Source organism: Nonomuraea sp. NPDC059023, from assembly GCF_042740095.1.
In the GTDB taxonomy this organism is placed as follows: Bacteria; Actinomycetota; Actinomycetes; order Streptosporangiales; family Streptosporangiaceae; genus Nonomuraea.
The window spans coordinates 181,428-203,347 of the sequence record NZ_JBHYIO010000009.1 but is presented as its reverse complement, the minus strand read 5'-3'; the positions used below and the strand labels follow the sequence as shown (position 1 = coordinate 203,347).

Genomic DNA, 21,920 nt, shown 5'->3' with positions numbered 1-21,920 from the left:
CAGTACAGGGTGTGGATGTGACGACGCGCGCCCGGATCCGGGACGGAGACCAGCAGGCCTTCGGCGACCTGTTCGACGAGTTCGCCAAGGCCGTCTACAACCACGCCTACCGGCTGACCGGCGACTGGTCGGCCGCCGAGGACGTGGTGTCGCTGACGTTCCTGGAAGCCTGGCGGCTGCGGGACCGGATCGAACCGGAAGGCGGTTCCCTGCGTCCCTGGCTCCTGGGCGTGGCCACCAACGTGGCCCGCAACCTGCGGCGTTCCGCTCGAAGACACCGGGACGCGCTGGCCAGAATGCCCAGGCCCGAGGCCGTCCCCGACTTCGCCGACGAGCTGATCGACCGGGTGGCCGACGCCCAGCACCTGGACGACGTGCGCGAAGCCTTCGTACGGCTGCGCGAACACGAGCAGGACGTCCTCGCCCTGTGCGTGGGCGCGGGCCTCGACTACGCGGAGGCGGCCGAGGCGCTCGGCGTCCCCGTGGGCACGGTCCGCTCCCGCCTGTCCCGGGCCCGCAAGAAATTGGAACTCGCCGCCACCCGCCGACAGGTAAGAGGTGACCGCGGCACCGCGGTCCGGTCCGTCAAGGAGAGCACCCCATGAACGTCTTCCCGGAGGAGCGCGACCTTCCCGACGGCCGTCACCGTGACCTGAAGGAGTTCGTGATGGCAGAGATCCAGACCCGGCCGCGCCGCAACCTGTTCCGCCCGATGATCCTGGCCCCGGTGCTGGGCGTGGCCGCCGCGGCCGCCGTGGCCCTCCCGCTGGTCCTGGGCGGCGGCGCCCCCGCCCACGCCGTGGAGAAGAACCCCGACGGCACCCTCACCGTCACCATCAACGAGGCCAAGGACCCCAAGGGCCTGGAGGCCAACCTCCAGGGCATGGGCTACGACGTGGTGGTCGACTTCGTGCCGCAGGGCAAGCAGTGCAGCCCGAAGAAGCGCAGCGACAGCTGGGTGCCGCGGGAGCAGTCCAAGCTCACCGTCTTCCCGCCCACCGTGGACATGAGCGACGACCCCGGCTACCAGCTCGACCTCGCCAAGATCGGTCCCGGCCAGACCGGCGTGCTGATGTTCGCGGTGGGCAAGGAGGACCGCTACGTGGTGGCCGGCATCTGGGCGGGCATCTCCAACGGCCCCGTGGCCCCCTGCGAACTGGTCGACAGCGACGGCGCCCCCCTCGAAGTCGACTGATCTCGGCCACTCCCCAGGCCCGCCGGCCCAGCACCCTCACCCGCTTCCGAGACCTCACGCGGCCCTCGGAGCATTGGGGAGCCCGTCACCCGGTCAGCGTGATCCTGCTCACTTGAACGGCGTTCAGGATTGAACGGTGTTCAGGTTCCGTGCCACACTCCCCGCATGCAACTGAAGCGTGCGGACGTCGTGACCGGGGCGCTGGCCCTGCTCGACACCGACGGCCTGGACGGCCTGACCATGCGCAAACTGGGCGCGCGGCTGGGAGTCCAGGCCGGCGGCATCTACTGGCACTTCAAGAACAAAGAGGCCCTGCTCGGCGCCATGGCCGACCGGATCATCGGCACCGTGACCGAGACCCCGCTCGCCCCCGGCCCCTGGGACGCCCAGCTGGCGGAGATCGCCCACCGCCTGCGCCGCGCCATGCTCGCCCACCGCGACGGCGCCCGCGTGGTCGCGGGTACGTACGTGACCGAGCCGAACACCGTGCGCGGCGGCAACCAGGCCATGCGCATCCTCACCGACGCCGGCTTCCCGCTCGACCGGGCCGGGTGGGTGATCTTCACCGCCATGTACTACGTGCTCGGCCACACCATCGAGGAGCAGGCCCAGCGCGAGGCCGGCGACTGGGAGCGACGCGGAAGCGAACTGGCCGACACCGAACTGCGCCGCGCCGTCGAAGGCATGATCACCGCCGACCCCGAGGAACGTTTCGCGTACGGCCTGGAGCTCTTCCTCGACGGTGTACGCCTCCGCCTGGCCGAGGCCCGGAGATGATCCCCAAGGTCAAGCGAGCCAGAGGACGGCGCACCATGCCCCTCGAAGTCCGCGCCAACGTCCGGCTGAGCCCGTCATTCAACCGCCTGACCTTCGCCGGCCCGGCCCTCGCCGGCTTCACCAGCCCCGGCCGCGACCACGGCGTACGCCTCTTCTTCCCGCGCGAAGGCCAGGACGACCTGTGGCTGCCCACCTTCCGCAACGACGCCTGGATGCCGGAAACACTGCTGCAGCCCACCTCCCGCCGCCCGTGGGTACGCACCTACACCGTCCGCGACCACCGCCCGGACCACCAGGAACTGGACATAGAGTTCGCCCTCCACGGCGACGACGGCCCCGCCTCCGCCTGGGCCGCCCGCGCCCGCCCCGGCGACCCGGCCGGCATCCTCGACGAGGGCTACACCTATCTCCCACCCGACGGCGCCGACCGCCAACTGCTGGTGGGCGACGAGAGCGCCCTGCCCGCGATCCTCTCCATCCTGAGTACGGCTCCCGCCGACCTCACCGGTCACGTGTTCCTGGAGGTCCCGCAGTCCGCCGACATCCGCGACACGATCGTGTGCCCGGCGGGCGTACACGTGACCTGGCTGTCCCGCGACGGCGCCCCCACAGTCCCCGGCACCCTGGCCCTGGAGGCCATCAAGGATTCCCCCGACCTGGGCAAGCCTTGTTACTCCTGGATAGCCGGCGAGTCGAAACTGGCCACCGGCGTACGCCGCCACCTGGTCAACGAACGGCACATCGAGAAGCGGGACATCGCCTTCATCGGCTACTGGCGCCACGGCCGCCCCAGCCCCGGCTGACCCACCCTCCGCCCCTGGACGAACCCGAAGCGTCCGCCTTCCTCGATCCAGTTGACATGGGCTCCAACTGCCCAACCACCCGCATGGGCAAGGGGTGGGAGCCCACCTGTTCAAGCACCCAACTGGGCGACTGCGGGGTGGGCTCCGCCGGGCCAACCACCTAACCGGGCAACGGGCGGGCCCAGGAAGGACGGCCCGAGCGTGTCGGGTGGGCTCCAACTGGCTGACCATCCAGCTGGGCAAGGGGTGGGACCTCAAGTAAGACAGCCCGAGCGGAGCGAGGCCCGACAGGGGTCGGGCCCCGGCCCGACTGGAAGCACGCGCGGAGCGTAGCGGAGCTCCTTGCTTTTAGGGGTTGCGCGGCTGGGGGTCCTTTTCGAGGTTGGGGAAGGGGGATGGTTCCGGTACGGCCGCGCCCAACTGCCGGGGCAGCCCAGGCTTCTCCGCCTCCTGTGCCGAGGCCACGGCTTCGGCTGCCGCCTCTGATGCCTTGGCCACCTCCTCATCAGCCGCCGACGCGTCCGTGATCTCGTCTCGGGTGGCGGCCGAGCGGGGCAGGGCTTCGGTGAACGCCTTGGACACGCCCTGCAGCGCGGAGGTCACCTCGCTGGGGATGACCCAGAAGGTGTTGCCCTCGCCCTGGGCGAGCTGCGGCAGCACCTGGAGGTACTGGTAGGCGAGCAGCTTGGGGTCGGGGTCGTTGCGGTGGACGGCCTGGAAGACCTGGTCGATGGCGCGGGACTGGCCTTCGGCTTCGAGGATGGCGGCGGTGCGCTGGCCTTCGGCGCGCAGGATGCGGCCCTGCTTGTCGCCTTCCGCGGTGAGGATCTGGGATTGGCGCTGGCCTTCCGCGGTGAGGATGGCGGCCCGCTTGTCGCGTTCGGCCCGCATCTGCTTCTCCATCGCGTCCTTGATGGTCTTGGGCGGGTCGATCGCCTTGATCTCGACCCGGTTGACGCGCAGGCCCCATTTGCCGGTGGCCTCGTCGAGGACGCCGCGTAGCTGGCTGTTGATGGTGTCGCGGGAGGTGAGGGTCTTCTCCAGGTCCATGGAGCCGACGACGTTGCGCAGGGTGGTGACGGTGAGTTGTTCGACGGCCTGGATGTAGTTGGCGATCTCGTAGGCGGCCGCGCGGGGGTCGGTGACCTGGAAGTAGAGGACGGTGTCGATCTCGACGACGAGGTTGTCCTCGGTGATGACCGGCTGGGGCCGGAAGGAGACGACCTGTTCGCGCAGGTCGATCATCGTGTAGACGCGGTCGACGTAGGGGATGACGAAGTTGAGTCCGGGTTTGAGGGTGCGGTGGTACCGGCCGAGCCGCTCGACGTTGCGGGCCCTCGCCTGCGGCACGATGCGTACCGCTTTGAGTACCGTGATCACCGCGAAGAGGGCGATGACCAAGCCGACGATCAGCAGCTCCATATGATCACTCCCGGGGATAGACGAGGGCGGTGGCGCCCTCGATCTCGATGACGTCGACGGTCGCCCCGGTGGGGATGACCAGCGTTTCGTCATAGGCGCGTGCGGACCATTCCTCGCCACCGATGCGCACTCTGCCGTCGCGGCCGGTGACCTCGGAGGTCACGTACGCGGGCTTGCCGACCAGCGCCTCCACGCCGAAGCGCTTGAGCTGGGGCTGGCGGATGTGCCGCAGGGCGATGGGCCGGACAGTGAACAGCCCGGCCGCCGACGACAGTGTGAAGACGAGCAGTTGAAGCGGAATGGGCAGGCCTAGTGCCGCGGTGGCGGCGGTCAAGAGAGATGCGACGCCAAGGATGCCCAGAGCGGCCGTGAGGGTGAAGATTTCCGCCACACCGAGCACGACGGCGAGGATTATCCAGATGACCCAATCTTCCATGCGTTGGCCCTCCTGACAGATGAACGGGCCTAGGTCTGCTTGATGTTCCCCCTCCTACGTTAAACCTGGAGCGGGCGCTTGTTGCACCCATCCGCCGCCGGATGCCGGATCGTGAAGTGCGCTGCCCAGCCGCCATTTCTCCCAGGAAAGCTGCCAGTAGCCCCAGCCGTTGTTCCATTCGAGTGGCCGGTCGGTGCCGGTGATGCTGACGGGGTCGCCGCGCAGGGAGTTGGCGTAGAACCAAGCTGCCTGGTCAGGGCGGGAATTGATGCAGCCGTGGCTGACATTGGCCCGGCCCTGGGCCCAGACGTTGTTCTTCGCGTGCACGTATTCGCCGGAATTCGAGATGCGCACGGCGTGGTCGATCATCAGGTCGTAAAAACCGGGGTCGCCTTTTTTTCGTCCCGGGGACACCATGCGCACCGGGTTTCCCTTGTCCATCGTGAGATGGACTCCGCTGGTGGTGGTGTATTCGCGGGTGGTGGCCATGCCCGCGCTGATGGCCATGTTCTGGACGACCTGGCCGTCGCGCCTGACCACCATCTGGTGGGTGCGGGTGTCGACGGTGCTGGTCTGCTTGCGGCCCACGGTGAAGGAGAGCGTGTGGTCGGCGGTGCCGAGGACGCCGGGGGACGGGCGTACGCCGGTCAGGTGGGCGGTGAAGGTGACCTTCTGCCGGGCCGGCCAGAAGCGGCTGGTGCGATAGACGACCTGGGTGTCGCCGGTCCAGCGCCAGGCGCCCTCGATCGGCTTGGCCGCGGTGACCTCGAGCGCGCGCTCCACGGCGGCCTTGTCGCGGACGGGGCCGTCGAAGGTGACGATGATCGGCATGCCGACGCCGACCTCCTCGCCGGGCAGCGGCGAGACGGAGGCGACGTTGAAGGCGCGGCCGGCGGCGCGGGTGCGGAAGCGGCCCATGGCGATGGACGAAGGACCGCCGGTGGTGGCGGCGGTCGCGGTCACCGCGTACTCGGTGTCGGGCTCCAGCGCCCAGCTGGAACGCCAGGTGGTGCCCCCCGGGTCGAGGGAGCCGGGCACCGGGCGGCCCGCGGCGTACGCGAGGACCTGGCGCAACGTGCCGCCGCCGGCCTTGACCACGAGGCCGCGGTCCGGCCGGGCGCGGTCGGAGTCGAAGGCCGGAAAGGTGGTGATGACCGGGGGCGCGGCCGCGGGGGTCTCGGCCGTGACCGAGGAGCACCCCACGACCGTGAGCAGGACGACGAGACAGAAAGCCGCGGCACGCCGCATCTCACTCCTGGATTCCTGGGGGCGGGGAGCTCCTAGGGTAGCGGTGAGTCACGGCTTGAGCACATCGAGTCACCTATCGGACAGTTCCGGAAACCTCCCCCAGGCCGAGCCCGCCGGCGGTGGCGGTGATGGTCACCGTGTCGCCGTCCTCCAGGAACGTGCGCACTGACCCGTCGGGCAGCTTGATCGGCTCGGTGCCGTTCCAGCTCAGTTCCATGAGCGAGCCGCGCTGTCCGGGCTCGGGCCCGGAGATCGTGCCGCTGCCGTAGAGGTCGCCGGTCCGCAGCGCCGCGCCGTTCACGGTCATGTGGGCGAGCATCTGATCCGGCGTCCAGTACATGCTCCGGTACGGCGGCCGCGACACCACGACCCCGTTGAGCAGCACTTCGAGCTCGATGTCCAGCCCCCAGTCACCCTGCCTGCGCAGATAGTCCAGCGGCGCCGGATCCTGCGCACGCCCCGGCACCCGCGGCAGCGCCTCCAGCGGCGTCACCCACGGCGAGATCGAGGTCGCGAACGACTTGCCCAGGAAGGGCCCGAGCGGCTGCGCCTCCCAGCCCTGGATGTCGCGGGCGCTCCAGTCGTTGAGCAGCGTCACCCCGAACACGTGGTCCTCGAACGCCCCGGCGGGAGCCCCGATCGCGGACGGCGTGCCGACCACGAAGCCCAGTTCGGCCTCGATGTCGAGCTTGGCGCACGGACCGAACACCCCGGCGCGCAACTGCCCGCTGGGCCGCGTGACCGGCGTGCCCGAGACCACCACGGTCCCCGAGCGACCGTGGTAGCCGACGGGCAGGTGGCGCCAGTTGGGCAGCAGCGCCTCCGCGTTCGGCCGGAACATCTTGCCCATGTTGGTGGCGTGGTCGACCGAGGCGTAGAAGTCGACGTAGTCGGCGACCTCGACGGGCAGGTGGAGCGTGACCTGGTCGAGCGGGATCAGGTGCGGTTCTGCCAGCGAGAGGTCGTCGGTCAGCTTGGTCTGGATGAGCGCGCGGGTGTCGTGCCAGGCGTGCCGCCCGCGGGCCATGAAGGCGTTGAGGCTGCCGGTGGCGAACACCTCGTCGTGCAGAAACGCGGACAGGTCCAGGACGCGGTCCTCGAAGCGCACGCCCACGCGCGGGGCCTCGCCCCGGCGGGAGAACACCCCATAGGGCAGGTTCTCGACGCCCCACCTACGCTCCGTCACTGATCACTCCTAGTGTCTTGAGGTCGTCGATGGGCGTGCTTGTGCTGCACGATCCGTAGCTGACCAGCAGTTCACGGGCGCGCTTCGCGCTCTCCTCCGGTACGGCCAGCGCCAGCCGTACCAGATGGCCGACGTCGGTCGTGCGCAGGACGGGCACCGGATCGCGGTGCTCCACGGCCTCGCAGACGGCGAGCACGAGGTTGAGGAAGCCGTGCCGGTCGACGCCGAGCGCGGGGTCGAAGTGGCGTACGGCGTGGTGCAGCCCGGCCGTGGCCTTGAACGGGATGTCGTTGTTCACGCAGTGGGCGATGAAGGCGCCCAGGTGTTCGGCGGGCGGGAAGGCGTCGGCGGTCGTCCCGCCGCAGCGCACCTTGAGCCCGGCGCCCTCGGGCAGGCCGGTGACCTGGGATCGGGCCGGGACCTCGATGAACAGGCGGACGCCGTCGGGCAGGTCCAGGCGGCCGGCCTCCTCGGGCGGCAGCCGTACCTCCACGAAGTCGATGGGGAGGTCGGCGAAGGCGGGCAGTTCGCCGGTGTCGAGGATCAGGCCCATGCGGGTGGGACGGGGCTCGGCGCGGCGCAGCGTGTCGAGGCGGGAGGCGGGGCACAGGAAGCGGTGGGTGAGCAGGGGGCTGGCCGCTTCGAGGTCGCGCCGGTGGCGGGCGAGGGCCTCGTTCATGTGCAGCGAGGTCGGCGGGAACAGGCCGGCGTCGTCGACGAGGGCGGTGAACAGGGTGTTCATCGTGCCCAGGTCCAGGCGTAGCCGGGGTCCTCGCACGACAGCGCGCCCTGGCCGAGGTCGAGCGGGCGGAAGGTGTCGACCATGACGGCCATCTCGCTGGTGTGGGTGGCGCCGGCCTCGATGACCGCTTCGACCGCTCCCGGCTGCGGGCCGTGGGTGAAGCCGGCCGGATGCAAGGAGATCGAGCCGACGTCGATGCCGGAGCCCGCGCGGGCGGAGTAGTCGCCGCCGACGTAGAACATGAACTCGTCGGAGTCCACGTTGTGGTGGTTGTAGGGGATCGGCACGGCGTCGGGGTGGAAGTCCAGCGGCCTCGGCATGAACGAGCAGACCACGAAGCCGGGGCCCTCGAACGTCTGGTGCACGGGCGGCGGCGCGTGCGTCTTCTTCACGATCGGCTCGAAGTCGTTGATGTTGAAGGCGTAGGGGTAGAGGTAGCCGTCCCAGCCGACCACGTCGAACGGGTGGTTGCGGTAGACGAGCCTGGTCAGCCCGCCGCGGGTGCGGACGAGGACCGGAACCTCCTCGCCCTCGGCGGTGAAGGGCTCCTGCGGGGTGCGCAGGTCGCGCTCGCAGTAGGGGGCGTGCTCCAGGAACTGGCCGTACTGCGACAGGTAGCGCTTGGGCGGCCTGATGTGCCCGGAGGCCTCGATGGCCAGCACGTTCACGGTGCCGGACGGCACCCACCGGTGGATGGTGCCGGTGGGGACGACGATGTAGTCGCCCTCTCCCGCCTCGATGACGCCGTAGGTGGACTCGAAGCGTACGTTGCCGCGCTGGATGTAGACGCACTCGTCGCCCATGGAGTTGCGGTACAGCTCGCTGGGGCGGTCGCTGGTGGCGTACGACAATCGGACGTCGCCGTTGGCGGACAGCAGCATCCGGCCGGTCACCAGGTCTCCGGCGGAGGCGAGGTCCTGGGTGCGGAAGTGGCGCGGGGAGAGCGGCAGGTTCGCGCTGGTCGTGGCGGGCAGGAGCGGTTCGACCGCCTCGGCCTTGACGATCGCGGTGGGGAGGTGGCGGTGGTAGAGCAGGGAGGAGTCGGATGAGAAGCCCTCTTCGCCCATGAGCTCCTCGGCGTACAGGCCGCCGTCCGGGCGCCGGAACTGCACGTGGCGCTTCCTGGGTATCTCGCCTACGAGCCGGTAGTACGGCATCTCTCTCAACTCCGTCCGGTTATCGGACACTTATGTCCTCTATGTGTAACTACCGTCCTTCATGGCGGGCCGTACTGTCAACCAAGCGCGGCGGCGAGTTCGCCGGCGGCCACCACGACGCGGGGACCGGTGCCCTCGGCGAGTCCGCCGAAGCTCACCACCCCCACGGACGCCTCCAGCCACGGCAGTCCCGTGACCGGTGCGGCGATCCCGCGGGCACCCTCCTGGAGTTGGCCCTCCGTCACCTGATACCCGGTGTTGCCGCCGCGCATCGCGAGGATGGCCTGGCCCGCCGCGCCCTTGGCCAGCGGGTGCCGCGAGCCCTCGCGGTAGGCCACGTGCAGGTCGGTCCAGGACGGCTCGACGACCGCGACCGCGAGCCCGTCGTCGCCCTCGGCCACGGTCAGGTGCGCGGTGGCGCCCACCTCCTCGGCCAGGCGCCGCAGCGTCGGCAGCGCCGCCGCCCGCAGGAGCGGTTGTACGGCCTGCGCCAGCACCAGCACCCCGAACCCGAGATGCACCCGCCCCTCGGCGTCCCTGCGCGCGAAACCCTCGTTCATCAGCGTCGTGACCAGCCGGTACACCACCGGCCTGCTCAGCTCCAGCGAGGCGGCCAGTTCGGTGGGTGTGCGGCCCCCGTGCCCGTCGGCGAGCAGCCGGAGCAGGCGGAGCCCGCGCTCCAGGGTCTGGGCGGATTCTGCGGCCATGCTGTTGATTATGCGTGGTGCTGGTGTGACGCTCCGCACTGAAGCGGGTAAGTACCCGGTTAGTCGGACCGGGGGGTAAATATGCGGCAAATGTGGCTTGTCCTGATCGGCGGGCTGGCTATCTGTGCGTTGATCCCCGCTCTGCCTTCGGTCGGGGAGCGGGCGTCCTCCCTGATCCGCAGCAACGGAATGAGCCCGCCCCGGACATCCAAGCCCGGCCTGCTGGTCGAGACCACGTTCTACGCCACCCAGGGCATCGAGGTCGGCGAGCGGATCCTGCCCTTCGACGAGCAGGCCCAGATCCGGCCCAAAGAGGTGGCGCCGGGCGTCCGGGTGGACGAGAGCGGCAGCCTGCAGGGCAAGCCGCTGAGGCCCGGCACCTTCGCCTCGCCGATCGAGCTCTGCCGCGGGCGCACCTGCGCCGAAGACATGATCACGCTCATCGTCTACCGGAACGTTCCATGGGAGCCGGGCAACCTCACCTTCCCCGGCAAGGTCGGGGAGCCGATGAACGGGGAGATCTCGATCAACGGGGGCCCGACCGGCGTCCTGCCCACGTTCACCGTGACCGACTACGACAAGCTGCCGGAGGGCGTGAGCATCGGCCCGGACGGCCATGTCGGCGGGGTCCCGGCCATGAGCGGGCACTTCGAGATCCCCGTGCGCATCTGCGTGGCGGGCAACTGCGCGGGCGTCGTGGTGAAGATGATCGTGGTCTGAGGCCCTTGCGGCGGGTGGCGTCGAGCGGCCACGGTGGTGGCATGAAATCGGTCATCGTGGTCGGAGCGGGTATTTGGGGTGCGTCGCTGGCATTGCGGCTGGCCGAAACAGGCTGGCAGGTGACGCTGATCGAACAGCACAAACCCGGGCACGTACGGCAGGCCAGCGCGGGCGAGACCCGGCTGCTGCGCGCCGCGCACGGAGACGATGAGTGGTACGCCCGGTCCTTCTGGCAGGCGCTCGACGGATGGCGCCGCCTGGAGGAACGGGCCGGTGAGCAGCTCTACCACGAGGCCGGGATGATGTGGCTGGCCCAGGATCCCGACGGGTGGGAGCAGGCCAGCGCCCGGGTGCTGAAGAACCTGGACATCCCCTGCGAGGTGCTGGAGCCGTCGGACGGGAGCAGGTTCTTCCCCGAGTTCCGGCCCGACGGGCTCAGCTTCCTGCTCTGGGAGCCCAAGGCCGGGGTGATCAGGGCGCGGCGGGCCACGCAGGTGACGGCGGCGCTGGCCGTACGGGCTGGGGCGGAGCTCGTCAGGGCGCGGGCGCTGCCCGCGGACGGCGGGGTGGTGGTCGACGGGCGGACACTCACCGCGGACCGGGTGGTCTGGGCGACGGGGGCGTGGATGCCGGAACTGTTCGACGCACCGCTGACCGTCACCAAGCAGGACACGCTGCACTTCGCGGTGCCGGCCGCGTGGACCGTGCCGGGCATGCCCGCCTTCGTGGATCACAGCGCCTCGTTCTACGGGCACGGCGACGTGGACGGGGTGGGGATGAAGGCCACCTCCGACGTGGAGGGCGAGCCGTACGAGCCGGAGCACGGCCCGCGCACCGTGGACGCCGCCGGCGTGGAGCGGGCCAGGACGTATCTGGCGCGCAGGTTCCCTTCGCTGGCCGGCGCGCCGGTGCTGTTCAGCCAGGTCTGCCAGTACGCGCTCACGCCCGACGCGGAGTGGATCATCGCCGAGACCGCGCCGGGCGTCTGGCTGCTGGGCGGGGACTCCGGGCACGGGTTCAAGCACGCGCCCTCGCTGGCCGCGTACGTGGCCGGGGTCCTGGACGGCGAGCACGCCCCGGACGCCCGCTTCGGGCTGGGCCGGCGGGTGCCGACCAGAGGCCTGCGGACCAGCGGAGACTCCAGGTAAGGCCAGCCCTACCCGCACTTCGGGGGAGTGCGGGGCAGATCAGGACGGTGATCGCGGCGGACACTTCGGGAAGGAACTCGGGAAGGAACGAAGATGTCTGCTCCGCACTCCGTCCGCACCTCCGCGGGCCTGTGGCTCACCGCGGTCGCGCTCGGCGCCGCCGAGACCGCGATCGCCGTCAGCGGCCTGCTGATCAGCGGCGAGGCGAGCGTGGGCGAGCTCGCCGGAGGTCTCGGCCTGCGCCTGGCGATCTACGCTGCCGCCGTCTACCTCGCCCTCGCGCTGCGAAGGGGCAAGAACTGGGCCAGGCTCACGCTGACCGCGACCCTGGGCGTGTTCGGCACGATCTCGCTGGTCATCGAGCCGATCCGGTACTTCATGGCCGGCGGCGGCCTCGCGGAGGCCCTGTCCTCGGCCGGTGCGGCCGACCTCGCCATGGGCGCGAGCCGGGTGCTCCACCTGACCGCGGTGCTGGGGGCGGTGGCACTGATGTTCCAGCCGAGCGCCAACGACTACTTCGCGGGGAACTCCGGCGCCCGCAGGTTGCGTACACCCGGTGAGAGAAGGGCCGCGGCCGTCGACACCACGACCACGGCCGTGCAGACCAGCATGGCCGACCTCGCGTCGACCATGACCGCCAGGCGGCCCGCCAGCAACAAGCCGAGCGGCCCGAACATCAACGACCCCAGCGCGTCGTAGGCGCTCACCCGCGACAGCGCCTCGGGCGGCACCTCGCGCTGCAACGTGGTCTGCCACAGCACGCCGAACACGTCGAAGCAGATCCCGAGCAAGAAGGCTCCCGCCACCACCACCCACAGCGGCGCGTCCACCCCCAGCAGGAAGTACGGCAGCGCCGACGGGAAACACAGCAGCGTGGCGATCAGGATGGGCCGCTTGGGCCGCAGCCGCAACGCCACCACCACACCGACCAGCGTGCCCACGGCCTCCCCCGCGAGCACGGCCGACCAGGCGCCCGCGCCGCCGAGATGTTCCTTGGCCAGCAGCGGCCCCAGCACGCCGTGGGCCGCCTGCAGGGCCATGATCATGACGGAGAACTGGGCCACCACCACCCACAGCCACTGCCGGGAGCTGAACTCCTTCCACCCGTCCTTCAGGTCGCGCAGCACCGAATGCCGCGCGTCGCCGGTCCGCACGTGCGCCGGCAGGCGGAGGAACTGGATCAGCAGCCCCGAGACGCCGAACATCAGCCCGCTCACCGCCAGCGCCCAGGCGCCGCCGACCAGTGTCACGGTGATGCCGCTGAGCACCGCCCCGGCCACGCGGGAGGTGTTGGCGCCCAGGCCGAGCAGCGCGTTGCCGGTCTGCAGCCGGTCGGCGGGCACGACCTCGGGGATGATGCCGGTGAGGGCGGGGAAGAGCACGGCCATCGCGATGCCGGCGAGGGCGGCGGCGGTGGCCAGCGCGGGCAGTGGAGTCCAGCCGGTGAACAGCATCGCGGCCAGCGCGGAGTAGGCGGCGCAGTTGACCCACTCGCCGGTCATCATGACGAGCTGCCGGGGAAAGCGGTCCGCGATCACCCCGCCGACCAGCATGAACAGCACCATCGGCAGCGACTGGGCGGTCAGCACCACCGACAGGGTGGAGGCGTTCGCCCCTGGCAGCCCGAGCACGCCGAACGCCAGCGCCACCGGCGCGAAGGCGCTGCCGAGGACCGAGATGGTCCTGGCCGACAGCAGGAGGGCGAAGCGGTGGTCCCGGAGGAGCCCGAGATCCTGGCGAAAGCTCTGCACTCGCGCCATTGTCCCGCCTGCCTGCGACATTTCTGTCGGTGGGTAACAAGACCGGCTTTGGAATGTGCAGGCGATTGGCAAGAAACGCGGTGCTATCTGCCATAATTTGCTGGATCGTGAGCGTGCTGATACGGCGAGTCGCCCGATGGGCCAGGGAGATTCCCGACGCGCCCGCCTACACCTTCGTGGACCATCTGGGCGACGGGGCGTGGCACACGCTCACCTGGCGGCAGGTGGACCGCAGGGCCCGCGCGCTGGCCGTACGCGTGCGGGAACTGGCCGGGCCCGGTGACCGGGTGGCCATCCTCGCGCCTCAGGGACTCGACTACGTCGTGGCCATGATCGCAACCCTGTACGCCGGGGTCGTCGCGGTGCCGCTGTTCGCGCCCGACCTGCCCGGCCACGCCGAGCGGCTGGCCCGCGCCTACACCGACGCCGAGCCCGCCCTCGTGCTCACGACCACGCCGGCGCTGCCCGGTGTGCGGGCCTTCGTGGACGGCGGGGCCGTACTCGCCGTGGACACCGTCTCCGACCTGCTCGCCGACGAATGGGACGAGGTGGCGCTCGGGCCTGACGACCTCGCCTACCTGCAGTACACCTCCGGCTCCACCCGGCAGCCCACCGGCGTCGAGATCACCCACGGCAACGTGGAGGCCAACGCCCTGCAGCTCTGGGAGGCCTTCGACGCCAAGCCGCGCTCCTCCGTCGCCGCGCTCTGGCTGCCGCTCTTCCACGACATGGGGCTGATCGCCACCATCGCGCTGCCCATCGTCGGGGGCAACCAGGTGGCGTTCATGGACCCGGTCGCGTTCGTCATGCACCCGGTGCGCTGGCTGCGGTTGCTCAGCGAGTTCGACGACGTCTATACCGGCGGGCCCAACTTCGCCTACGAGTACACCGCCGCGCGGGTGAGCGAGGCCGACAAGGACGGGCTGGACCTGTCCGGCGTGCGGGTCATGCTCAACGGCGCCGAACCCGTCAGGCCCGGCACCGGCGCCGCCTTCCACGCCGCGTTCGCGCGCTGCGGGCTGCGGCCGCAGGCCCACACTCCCGCGTACGGCCTGGCCGAGGCCACCGTGTTCGTCTCGGCCGTCGGCTGTGACGAGGTCGCCAAGGTCACCGAGTTCGACCGGGAGGCGCTCGGGGAGGGGCGGGCGGTGGCGTACACGTCGGGCGCCAAGAGCACGCTCGTCTCCTGCGGGCGGCCGACCGGGCAGCGGGTCCGCGTCGACGCGCCGGACGGGCACGTCGGCGAGATCCGCGTCCAGGGGCCGAACGTCGCCCGCGCCTACTGGCGCGACCCCGAGCGCAGCGCCGAGGTGTTCGGGTCCGGCTGGCTGCGCACCGGCGACCTCGGGGTCATCCACGAGGGCGAGCTCTACGTGACCGGGCGGATCAAGGACCTGATCATCGTCGACGGGCGCAACCACTACCCGCAGGACATCGAGGCCACCGTTCAGGAGGCGTGTGAGGCGGTGCGGCGCGATCACGTGGCGGCCTTCGCGGTGCCGGGTGAGCTGGGGGAGCGGGTGGTCGTGGTGGCCGAACGTTCCCGGCGCGGGCTGGAGGCTGACCTGTCCGAGGTGGCCAGGCTCGTGCGGGCCGCCGTGGCCAGGAAGCACGATCTGGCCGTGCACGACGTGGTGCTGGCGGCGGCGGGAGCCGTACCGAGGACATCCAGCGGGAAGATCGCGCGGCGGGCCTGCCTTCAGGCCTACCTGGAGGACGCTTTTGTTTGAGTCGGCCGGGCGGATCGTCTATCGCGGCAGGTGGACGCTGCTGGTGCTGAGCCTCGCCCTGGCGGTGCTGGCCGCGCCGTTCGGCATGGAGTTGTTCGGGCGGATGGTGGACGGCGGGTTCGACGACCCCAAGGCCGACTCGACCACGGCCGCCCGCTGGAACGACGCCTGGTACAGCGGCAACTCGCCCGACGTGGTCGTCCTCTACCGGCATCCGAAGGTCAAGGTCGCCGACCCGAGGTTCAAGAAGGCGGTGCACGACTCGCTGCGCCGCCTGCCCGCCGCCCACGTGCGCAGGCTCGCCACCTACTGGACCACCGCCTCCCCCCGGATGGTCTCCGAGGACGAGCACTCCACCTACGCGCTGATCACCCTGCGCGGCGGCCCGCAGACCAAGCAGCGTGCCTACGCCGAGGTCAAGGACCGCCTCGCCGTCGAGAACCTCCAGGTCAAGGTGGGCGGCTCGGTGCCCCTGGTCAAGGAGCTCAACGACCAGACCGGCCGCGACCTGGCCAGGGCCGAGGCCATCTCGATGCCGGTGCTGCTCGTGCTGCTGGTGATCGTCTTCGGCAGCCTGGTCGCCGCGGGGCTGCCGCTGCTGGTCGGGCTGCTGTCCGTGCTCGGCGCGCTGGTCCTGCTGCGGCTGCTGACCGAGGTGACCGAGGTCTCCGTCTTCTCCCTCAACGTCGTCACCATGCTCGGGCTGGGGCTGGCGATCGACTACTCGCTGTTCGTGCTGAGCGCCTTCAGGGAGGAGGTACGGCGGGGCGCCACCAACGAGCAGGCCGTCGTACGCACGATGGCCACGGCCGGGCGGACCGTGGCGTTCTCCGGGCTCACCGTGGCCACGGCTCTGCTGGGGCTGCTGCTGTTCCCGCAGATGTTCCTGCGCTCGATCGGGCTCGGGGCGGCGGCGGTGGTGCTCGTGGCCATGCTGTCGGCGCTCGTGGTGCTGCCCGCGGTGCTGGGAGTGCTGGGGCGGCGGGTGGACGCGGTGCGGGTGGTCCCGGTCTTCACGGGAAACGGCACCTTCTGGCGTGGCATAGCCGCCAGTGTCATGAAAAAGCCCGTTATTTACCTCGTTGGGGTGATGGGGGTGCTGGTGGCGCTGGCGCTGCCGTTCGCCCACGTGAAGTTCGGCAACGTCGACCACCGCGTCCTGCCCGCCGCCGCCGAGTCCCGCCAGGTCGCCGAGGCCGTCGACCGCGACTTCGCGCGCAACTCCATGGCCGCCATCGACGTGCACGTCCTCATCGAACGCCACTTCTCGGCGAAGCCCGCCGCCCCCGGACCCGTGGGCCAGGGCTACACGCCCGTCTCCGCCGTCACCCCGGTCAGCCCGCTGGACGCGAAGCCGTTCGCCGACCGCATCGACGCCCTCGACGGCGTCACCGGCGTCGACCTGGCCGGAGTCTCCCAGGCCAACGGCGCCGTCCGCCTGACCGTCCGCTACGACGCCGACCCCATGTCCGCCCGCGCCCAGCGGATCGTCACCCTGATCAGGTCCATGGCGCCCGAGCCCAACACGCGCGCCGTCATCGTGGGCGGACCCACCGCGGCCCAGATGGACCTGATGGCCAGCCTCACCGCCGTCCTGCCGTGGATGGCGCTGGTCGTGGGCGGGGTGACGTTCGTGCTGTTGTTCCTGGCGTTCGGCTCCGTGGTGCTGCCGCTGAAGGCCCTGCTCATGAACGTCCTGTCCATCGGCGCCTCCTTCGGCGTCATCGTCTGGGCCTTCCAGGACGGTCACCTGGCCTCCACGCTCGGCTTCACCCCGACCGGGACCATCGAGGCGACCGTGACCGTGCTGATCCTGGCGGTGGTGTTCGGGCTGTCGATGGACTACGAGGTGTTCTTGTTGTCCCGCGTGCGTACCGAGTGGCTGCGCACCGGGGACAACGCTGCCGCTGTGGCCCTCGGGCTGGAGAAGACCGGCGGGATCATCACCAGTGCGGCCCTGCTGCTTCTTGTGGTGATCGGGGCGTTCTCCACGGCGGGCATCACGATCGTGAAGCTGCTGGGCGTGGGGATGTTCGTGGCCATCGTGGTGGACGCCACCTTGGTACGGGCGTTGCTGGTGCCCGCCACCATGCGCCTCATGGGCGGGGCCAACTGGTGGACGCCCCGCCGGCTCCAATCCCTCCACCTCCCCAACCCCCATGGGGACGAGTCAGCCGGTGGAGTATCGGCCCGCGCTCTTGGCGCCGGGTCGGCGGGTCGGGACGGCGGTGGAGTCCGGCGCTCTGGTACGGCGGGCGACGCGGGTGACGCGGCACCGGCTCGGGTCATCCGGCCGAACCCCGACGGGCCCGGGTGGTACTGGGAGAACGCGGACGAGCCTGCGGTGGATGGGCGGGTGCAAGGACACGAGCGCGTCGCTGGTAGCCCGGCACTGGGTGGCCGGGGTTCCGAGGGCGGGGTGAGTGGGCGGGTGGTGTTCGGGGCCGATACCGACCCTGAACCCGTGGCGGCGGAGCACGAGCCGGAGCTGCCGGACGGGTGCGCCCGGGGGTCCGGGGTAACAGGGCCCGAGGTGGAGCCGCTGGCCGGGAGCGCGCGGGGGCCTGGGGTAGCCGGGCGTGAGGTGGAGCCGGTGGCCGGGCGCGGGTTGGGGTTCGGGGGGACCGGGCGCGAGCCGTTGGTGGGGAGGGCTCGGGGGGAGGAAGGGGGGCCCTTGCGGAAGTTGCCCTACTCGCGGAGGGAGGTTTCGGCGCCGGTCAAGGATGTGGAGGTTGGGTGGGTCAAGGTTACGGCCGGCCGTACCAGGGTGGTCAGGGCTGTGCCGGGTGGGTGGGTTTGGGTGGAGGTTGAGTCGTGACGGTCGCCGCCACCCGGGTGGAGGGGGCTTGGGCTGGGTTGTTCGGGGTGGTGGGGCTGGCGGGGTTCGTGACGACGCTGGACAACACGGTGGTGACGGTCGCGGTGCCCACGATGGGGCGGGAGCTGGGGGCGCGGCTGGCGGCCATGGAGTGGGTGGGCACGGGGTATGTGATCACGTTTGCCGGGTTGATGCTCGCCGGGGGGCGGTTGGCGGATCTCTGGGGGCGGCGGCGGGTGCTGGTGGCGGGGATGGCGGTGTTCAGCGTCGCTTCGCTGGTCGCTGGATTGGCCGGGACCGTTGAGGTGCTGGTGGCGGCTCGGGTGGTGCAGGGGGTGGGGGCGGCGATGGTGTTGCCTGCCACGTTGGCCGTGCTGGCGGGTGCCGGGGAACGGCGGCGGTCGGCGGGGATCGCGGTGTGGATGGCCTCCGGTGCTGCGGCGCTGGCGCTCGGGCCGGTGGTTGGCGGGTATCTGAGCGAGCACGCGCACTGGGGATGGGTGTTCCTGATCAATGTGCCGCTGGGGGCGGCGGTGATCGGGCTGGCGCTCGTGGCACTGCCCCCAGACCCTCAACCCAGCTTCGGCTTCGGTTACCGCTCAAGGACCGACGCTGGGGTCGGTTGTGGGTCCCGCTCCGGTTCTCGCTCGGGGTACCGCTCCAGGACCGATGGTGGGCTCGGATCCGGGTTTCGGGGCTGGGGGCGGGTTTGGGTGGGGGTGGATGTTCCGGGGGTGGTGTGTTCGGGGGTGTTTCTGGGGGCGGGGACCTTTGTGTTGATCCACGGGGCTGAGTACGGCTGGGCGCGGCCGGACATTGTCGCGGGGGTGGTGGTGACCTTGGTGGCGGGGGCGGCGTTCGTGGTGGTGGAGCGGCGGGCGGCGTGGCCGATGGTGGATCTGGGGCTGTTCCGGGTCCGTAGCTTCAGTGGCGGCGTGGTGGCGCAGGTGCTCTGGGGGCTCGGGGTGAACGGCGTGTTCTTCTACACCGCGATCTTTCTGCAGGACGTGCTCGGGTTCACGCCGTCGGCCTCTGGGCTGGCGTTCGTGCCGCTGGCCCTGCTGGTCGTGGCGGTCGCGCCGCTGGTGCCGTGGGTGGAGCGGTGGGCGGGAGCGGGGCGTACCGTCGCGGCGGGTCTCGTCCTGGTGGCGGGTGGGATGGTGGTGGCGGCCTTTCTGCGGCCGGGGGACGGGTGGGGCGATCTGCTGCCCGCTGTCTGCGCGATCGGGGTGGGGTCGGCGTTGACGATGCCGCTGGGTTCGGCGGTGCTCGGTGCGGTGCCGGAGGAGCGGGCCGGGGTGGCGGGCGGGGTGTTCAGCGTGAGCCGGGAGATCTCCGGGCTGTTCGGGATCGCGGGGGTCGGCGGGGTGGTGCACGCCGTGGGGACGTTCGCCGCCGGGTACACCGTCGGGCTGCTCGCCGCCGCCGCGCTCGTGCTGGGCGGGGCGCTGGTCAGCTTGCTGAGCCTGCCGTGAGGGTTCGGGAAAGGGGCGGGGCGTGAGGGTGGCTGTGCTGGGTCTCGGGTCGCGGGGGGATGTGCAGCCCTGTGTGGCGCTGGCCCACGGGCTGGCCGGGCGCGGGCATGACGTGGTGGTCGTGGCGGCGCGGCGATATGCGCCGCTGGTCGGGGACGGAGTCGGGGTCGGGGTCGGGGCAGGGGTGGGGTTTGCGGGGCTCAGTGTGGATCCGGTGGCGGTGGCCGGGAGTGCCGAGGGGCGGGCCTGGCTGGAGAGTGGGCCGCTGGGGTTCGTGCGGGGGTTCAGGGCCGTGGTCGAGCCGCTCGCCGAGACGCTCGTGAGCGAGGTGGACGCGGCCTGCCGGAAGGCCGATCTGGTGCTCGCTCCCGCTCTCGGCGCCTTCGGCAGGCATCTGCACGACCGGTACGGCATGCCGTACCGCATCCTGCATTTCCAGCCCGGCCACCCCACGACCGCCTTCCCGAACCCGCTCGTCCCCGCGCGGACCCTGGGCCGCCTCGGGAACCGGGCCAGCTACGCCCTGGTCGAGCGGCTCGGCTGGCTGGTGCTCGGCCGGATGGTGAACCGGCTGCGGGCGCGGATGCTCGGGCTGGGCAGGTTGCGGGGGAGTCCGTTCGCGGCTGATCGGCGGGATCGGGTGCCGGTTTTGTGTGGGTTCAGTGGGCAGGTGGTGCCGCGCCCGGCGGACTGGCCGGATCATGTGCGGCAGACCGGCTACTGGACCTCGGACACGAAGAAGCTGGGGGACGAGCTGACGGCGTTCCTGGAGGCGGGGTCGCGGCCGGTCTACGTGGGGTTCGGGAGCATGGTGCCGGGTGATCCGGCGTGGACGGCCGAGCAGGTACGGGTGGCGCTCCGGCTGGCCGGGGTGCGGGCCGTGGTCCAGGGGCTGCCGGTGGAGCGGTCGGAGTCGGTGCTGCCGGTGGGGGAGGTGGCGCACGAGGCGTTGTTCGCGCGGGTCCGGGCCGTGGTGCACCACGGCGGGGCGGGGACCACGGGTGCGGCGCTGCGGGCGGGGGTGCCGGGCGTGGTGTGCCCGTTCTTCTCCGATCAGCCGTTCTGGGGGCTGCGGGTGGCGGCGCTGGGGGCGGGGCCGCCGCCGTTGCCGATCTCGCGGTTGGTGGCGGGGGAACTGGCTGCGCGGCTGCGGGCCGTACCGCAATATGAGGAAAAATCGCAGCACATCGGGCGGTTACTGCGCGCTGAAAACGGAGTGAAGAACGCTGTGGATCTCATTGAAGAGAGCTGATCGTCCCAGTAGTGTGCTTCATGCCCCCTTGATCCTCCCAGAGTAGGTGCCATGCGACTTCGTCCGCTCATCGTCACCGGACTCGCACTGTCGATGCTGGGCATCGGGATTCCCGCCTGGTCGGCGGACGACCCCCGCAGCTGCAACGACCTCATGTCGAGCGACACGCCCGCCTACGTCATGTGCACGTGGCTGGCCACGCCCGAGGAGGCCGCCGACATCGCGAGGTTCTGGCTGGACAACGACGGCGAGAACATGAAGAACGCCGGGCCCAACAGCGAGGTCGGCGTCGACTGCAGCGAGGCCGAGAACGCCTGCGACCCCAACCTCGAAGGCGACGGCGAGATGCACGACGTCGGCTCGCCCGACGTGGAGGGCTCAGAGGACGGCGGTACGCCCGACGCCTGCCCCGACGGCGGCAAGTGCCACATCGACCCCGACGAGGTCTCCGCGACCGAGGCCGCCGCCGCCGAGAAGACCGCGGCCGGGCAGAGCGCCAAGACCGCGCGCACCGACGGCATGCGGGTGTGGATCGACGCCGAGCTCGCCGACGACTGGAAGGCCGGAAAGCTGGCCGAGGCCGCCAAGAAGGTCGCCGCGCTGGCCGCCCAGCCGGGCGTGGTGGGCGTGCGGTTCAGTTCGCAGGTCGGCTACAACAAGACGCTGCAGACCGCCGAGGAACTCGACAAGTTCATCACCGAGGCCGCCCACGCGCTGCGCCAGGCCGTGCCCGGCAAGAAGCTGGCCATCCACACCGTCGTCCCGGCCCTGGGCTGCGGCGCGAACGAGGCCTGCAAGACGGAGATCGGCAAGAAGTACCCGCTGCTCGACCCCGACAAGGTCGGCGCCTGGCTGAAGGCGGGCCTGGTCGACCAGCTCGCCCTGGACAACGGCCACCTGTCCACCGAGTACGCCACCTGGCGGATCGACGCCGCCGAGGCCCAGCGCAACCAGTGGATCCAGGTCCGGGCCCGCGCCTGGGACTCCTGGGCGCAGATCGCCGCCGAGGACGCCGTCTTCACCGGTCCCGGCGCCTCCCAGCTGACCGCCGAACAGGCCACGAAGACCATCACCGACCGCGTCGCCACCCCGCTGCAGGCCGACGCCGCCGAGACCGTCATCCTCTGGACCCGCTGGCAGGACGCCAAGGGCTCGGTCAACCGGGTCCTGGGTGACAAGCTCGCCGACAACGCCGCGTGGGAGCAGCTCAAGAAGCTCGACGCGGTCAAGGCGAGGCTGGCCACGATCTACGACCCGGCGACGCCCGAGGTCGACCAGGCCACCGACCTGAAGAAGCTCTCCGAGGTCTTCTCCACGGTGTACGTACGCGCCGCCTGAACCGCA

At 70.9% G+C, this 21,920-nt stretch carries 19 protein-coding genes; 11 read left to right on the top strand and 8 right to left on the bottom strand.

Going from position 1 to position 21,920, the window contains the following annotated elements:
• The first annotated feature begins 17 nt into the window (after positions 1-17).
• From ACFWYW_RS17945 to ACFWYW_RS17930, 4 genes are all read left to right on the top strand, one after another.
• Entirely contained in the window at positions 18-605 is a 588-nt protein-coding gene (locus ACFWYW_RS17945; RefSeq protein ID WP_379618342.1) for an RNA polymerase sigma factor, read from the top strand.
• Positions 602-1,195, top strand: a complete 594-nt coding sequence (locus tag ACFWYW_RS17940) for a hypothetical protein (protein WP_379618344.1) — start codon at positions 602-604, stop codon at positions 1,193-1,195. Before ACFWYW_RS17945 ends, ACFWYW_RS17940 begins: the two co-directional genes overlap by 4 nt.
• A gap of 165 nt (positions 1,196-1,360) precedes the next feature.
• Positions 1,361-1,972, top strand: coding sequence for a TetR/AcrR family transcriptional regulator C-terminal domain-containing protein (locus tag ACFWYW_RS17935; RefSeq protein ID WP_379618346.1), 612 nt, complete (start codon positions 1,361-1,363; stop codon positions 1,970-1,972).
• A 35-nt stretch (positions 1,973-2,007) separates the two neighbouring features.
• Entirely contained in the window at positions 2,008-2,775 is a 768-nt protein-coding gene (locus ACFWYW_RS17930; RefSeq protein WP_379618348.1) for a siderophore-interacting protein, read from the top strand.
• 348 nt (positions 2,776-3,123) lie between these two features.
• Here the strand turns inward: ACFWYW_RS17930 and ACFWYW_RS17925 are convergent, their stop codons facing one another.
• The 7 genes from ACFWYW_RS17925 to ACFWYW_RS17895 all read right to left on the bottom strand — a co-directional run bounded on the left by ACFWYW_RS17925 (position 3,124) and on the right by ACFWYW_RS17895 (position 9,673).
• Positions 3,124-4,197: an SPFH domain-containing protein gene (locus ACFWYW_RS17925; RefSeq protein ID WP_379618350.1), complete on the bottom strand. Its 1,074-nt coding sequence runs from the start codon at positions 4,195-4,197 to the stop codon at positions 3,124-3,126.
• A 4-nt stretch (positions 4,198-4,201) separates the two neighbouring features.
• A complete protein-coding gene (locus tag ACFWYW_RS17920) occupies positions 4,202-4,633 on the bottom strand; it encodes an NfeD family protein (protein ID WP_379618352.1) in 432 nt (143 codons plus the stop codon).
• A 54-nt stretch (positions 4,634-4,687) separates the two neighbouring features.
• Positions 4,688-5,881 (bottom strand): Ig-like domain-containing protein, encoded by a 1,194-nt coding sequence (locus ACFWYW_RS17915; RefSeq protein ID WP_379618354.1) that lies wholly within the window; start codon positions 5,879-5,881, stop codon positions 4,688-4,690.
• A 73-nt stretch (positions 5,882-5,954) separates the two neighbouring features.
• Complete coding sequence (gene fahA / locus ACFWYW_RS17910; RefSeq protein ID WP_379618356.1) at positions 5,955-7,067, bottom strand: fumarylacetoacetase; 1,113 nt, start codon at positions 7,065-7,067, stop codon at positions 5,955-5,957.
• Complete coding sequence (locus tag ACFWYW_RS17905) at positions 7,054-7,845, bottom strand: hypothetical protein (protein WP_379618358.1); 792 nt, start codon at positions 7,843-7,845, stop codon at positions 7,054-7,056. The genes fahA and ACFWYW_RS17905 overlap by 14 nt, the downstream gene beginning before the upstream one ends.
• Positions 7,806-8,966, bottom strand: a complete 1,161-nt coding sequence (locus tag ACFWYW_RS17900; RefSeq protein WP_379618360.1) for a homogentisate 1,2-dioxygenase — start codon at positions 8,964-8,966, stop codon at positions 7,806-7,808. Before ACFWYW_RS17900 ends, ACFWYW_RS17905 begins: the two co-directional genes overlap by 40 nt.
• A gap of 77 nt (positions 8,967-9,043) precedes the next feature.
• The gene (locus tag ACFWYW_RS17895; RefSeq protein WP_379618362.1) at positions 9,044-9,673 is read right to left on the bottom strand and encodes an IclR family transcriptional regulator; all 630 of its coding nucleotides are present in this window, start codon (positions 9,671-9,673) and stop codon (positions 9,044-9,046) included.
• Positions 9,674-9,763: 90 nt separating this feature from the next.
• On the opposite strand from ACFWYW_RS17895, the gene ACFWYW_RS17890 reads away from it, so the two are divergent.
• Complete coding sequence (locus ACFWYW_RS17890) at positions 9,764-10,393, top strand: hypothetical protein (RefSeq protein WP_379618364.1); 630 nt, start codon at positions 9,764-9,766, stop codon at positions 10,391-10,393.
• A gap of 41 nt (positions 10,394-10,434) precedes the next feature.
• On the top strand, positions 10,435-11,541 hold the full coding sequence (locus tag ACFWYW_RS17885) for an NAD(P)/FAD-dependent oxidoreductase (protein WP_379618366.1): 1,107 nt from the start codon (positions 10,435-10,437) through the stop codon (positions 11,539-11,541).
• Positions 11,542-12,053: 512 nt separating this feature from the next.
• On the opposite strand, the gene ACFWYW_RS17880 is transcribed toward ACFWYW_RS17885, so the two are convergent.
• Positions 12,054-13,292, bottom strand: a complete 1,239-nt coding sequence (locus ACFWYW_RS17880) for an MFS transporter (RefSeq protein WP_379618368.1) — start codon at positions 13,290-13,292, stop codon at positions 12,054-12,056.
• A 116-nt stretch (positions 13,293-13,408) separates the two neighbouring features.
• On the opposite strand from ACFWYW_RS17880, the gene ACFWYW_RS17875 reads away from it, so the two are divergent.
• Genes ACFWYW_RS17875 through ACFWYW_RS17855 form a run of 5 tightly spaced genes read left to right on the top strand, consistent with a single transcriptional unit; the run spans position 13,409 to position 21,914 of the window.
• Positions 13,409-15,031, top strand: coding sequence for a fatty acyl-AMP ligase (locus tag ACFWYW_RS17875; protein ID WP_379618370.1), 1,623 nt, complete (start codon positions 13,409-13,411; stop codon positions 15,029-15,031).
• Positions 15,024-17,849 carry an MMPL family transporter gene (locus ACFWYW_RS17870; protein ID WP_379618372.1) on the top strand — a complete coding sequence of 942 codons (2,826 nt, stop codon included), beginning with the start codon at positions 15,024-15,026 and terminating at the stop codon, positions 17,847-17,849. The genes ACFWYW_RS17875 and ACFWYW_RS17870 overlap by 8 nt, the downstream gene beginning before the upstream one ends.
• Positions 17,846-19,324: an MFS transporter gene (locus ACFWYW_RS17865; protein ID WP_379618374.1), complete on the top strand. Its 1,479-nt coding sequence runs from the start codon at positions 17,846-17,848 to the stop codon at positions 19,322-19,324. The genes ACFWYW_RS17870 and ACFWYW_RS17865 overlap by 4 nt, the downstream gene beginning before the upstream one ends.
• Before the next feature lie 22 nt (positions 19,325-19,346).
• The gene (locus ACFWYW_RS17860) at positions 19,347-20,576 is read left to right on the top strand and encodes a glycosyltransferase (RefSeq protein ID WP_379618376.1); all 1,230 of its coding nucleotides are present in this window, start codon (positions 19,347-19,349) and stop codon (positions 20,574-20,576) included.
• 51 nt (positions 20,577-20,627) lie between these two features.
• Positions 20,628-21,914 carry a hypothetical protein gene (locus ACFWYW_RS17855; RefSeq protein WP_379618378.1) on the top strand — a complete coding sequence of 429 codons (1,287 nt, stop codon included), beginning with the start codon at positions 20,628-20,630 and terminating at the stop codon, positions 21,912-21,914.
• The last annotated feature ends 6 nt before the right edge of the window (positions 21,915-21,920 follow it).

Bases quoted from the DNA above. Each gene is read 5' to 3' on its own strand.
- ACFWYW_RS17940 (WP_379618344.1), top strand. From the start codon at position 602: ATGAACGTCTTCCCGGAGGAGCGCGACCTTCCCGACGGCCGTCACCGT.
- ACFWYW_RS17935 (WP_379618346.1), top strand. From the start codon at position 1,361: ATGCAACTGAAGCGTGCGGACGTCGTGACCGGGGCGCTGGCCCTGCTC.
- ACFWYW_RS17930 (WP_379618348.1), top strand. From the start codon at position 2,008: ATGCCCCTCGAAGTCCGCGCCAACGTCCGGCTGAGCCCGTCATTCAAC.
- ACFWYW_RS17925 (WP_379618350.1), bottom strand. From the start codon at position 4,197: ATGGAGCTGCTGATCGTCGGCTTGGTCATCGCCCTCTTCGCGGTGATC.
- ACFWYW_RS17920 (WP_379618352.1), bottom strand. From the start codon at position 4,633: ATGGAAGATTGGGTCATCTGGATAATCCTCGCCGTCGTGCTCGGTGTG.
- ACFWYW_RS17915 (WP_379618354.1), bottom strand. From the start codon at position 5,881: ATGCGGCGTGCCGCGGCTTTCTGTCTCGTCGTCCTGCTCACGGTCGTG.
- ACFWYW_RS17900 (WP_379618360.1), bottom strand. From the start codon at position 8,966: ATGCCGTACTACCGGCTCGTAGGCGAGATACCCAGGAAGCGCCACGTG.
- ACFWYW_RS17895 (WP_379618362.1), bottom strand. From the start codon at position 9,673: ATGGCCGCAGAATCCGCCCAGACCCTGGAGCGCGGGCTCCGCCTGCTC.
- ACFWYW_RS17890 (WP_379618364.1), top strand. From the start codon at position 9,764: ATGTGGCTTGTCCTGATCGGCGGGCTGGCTATCTGTGCGTTGATCCCC.
- ACFWYW_RS17885 (WP_379618366.1), top strand. From the start codon at position 10,435: ATGAAATCGGTCATCGTGGTCGGAGCGGGTATTTGGGGTGCGTCGCTG.
- ACFWYW_RS17855 (WP_379618378.1), top strand. From the start codon at position 20,628: ATGCGACTTCGTCCGCTCATCGTCACCGGACTCGCACTGTCGATGCTG.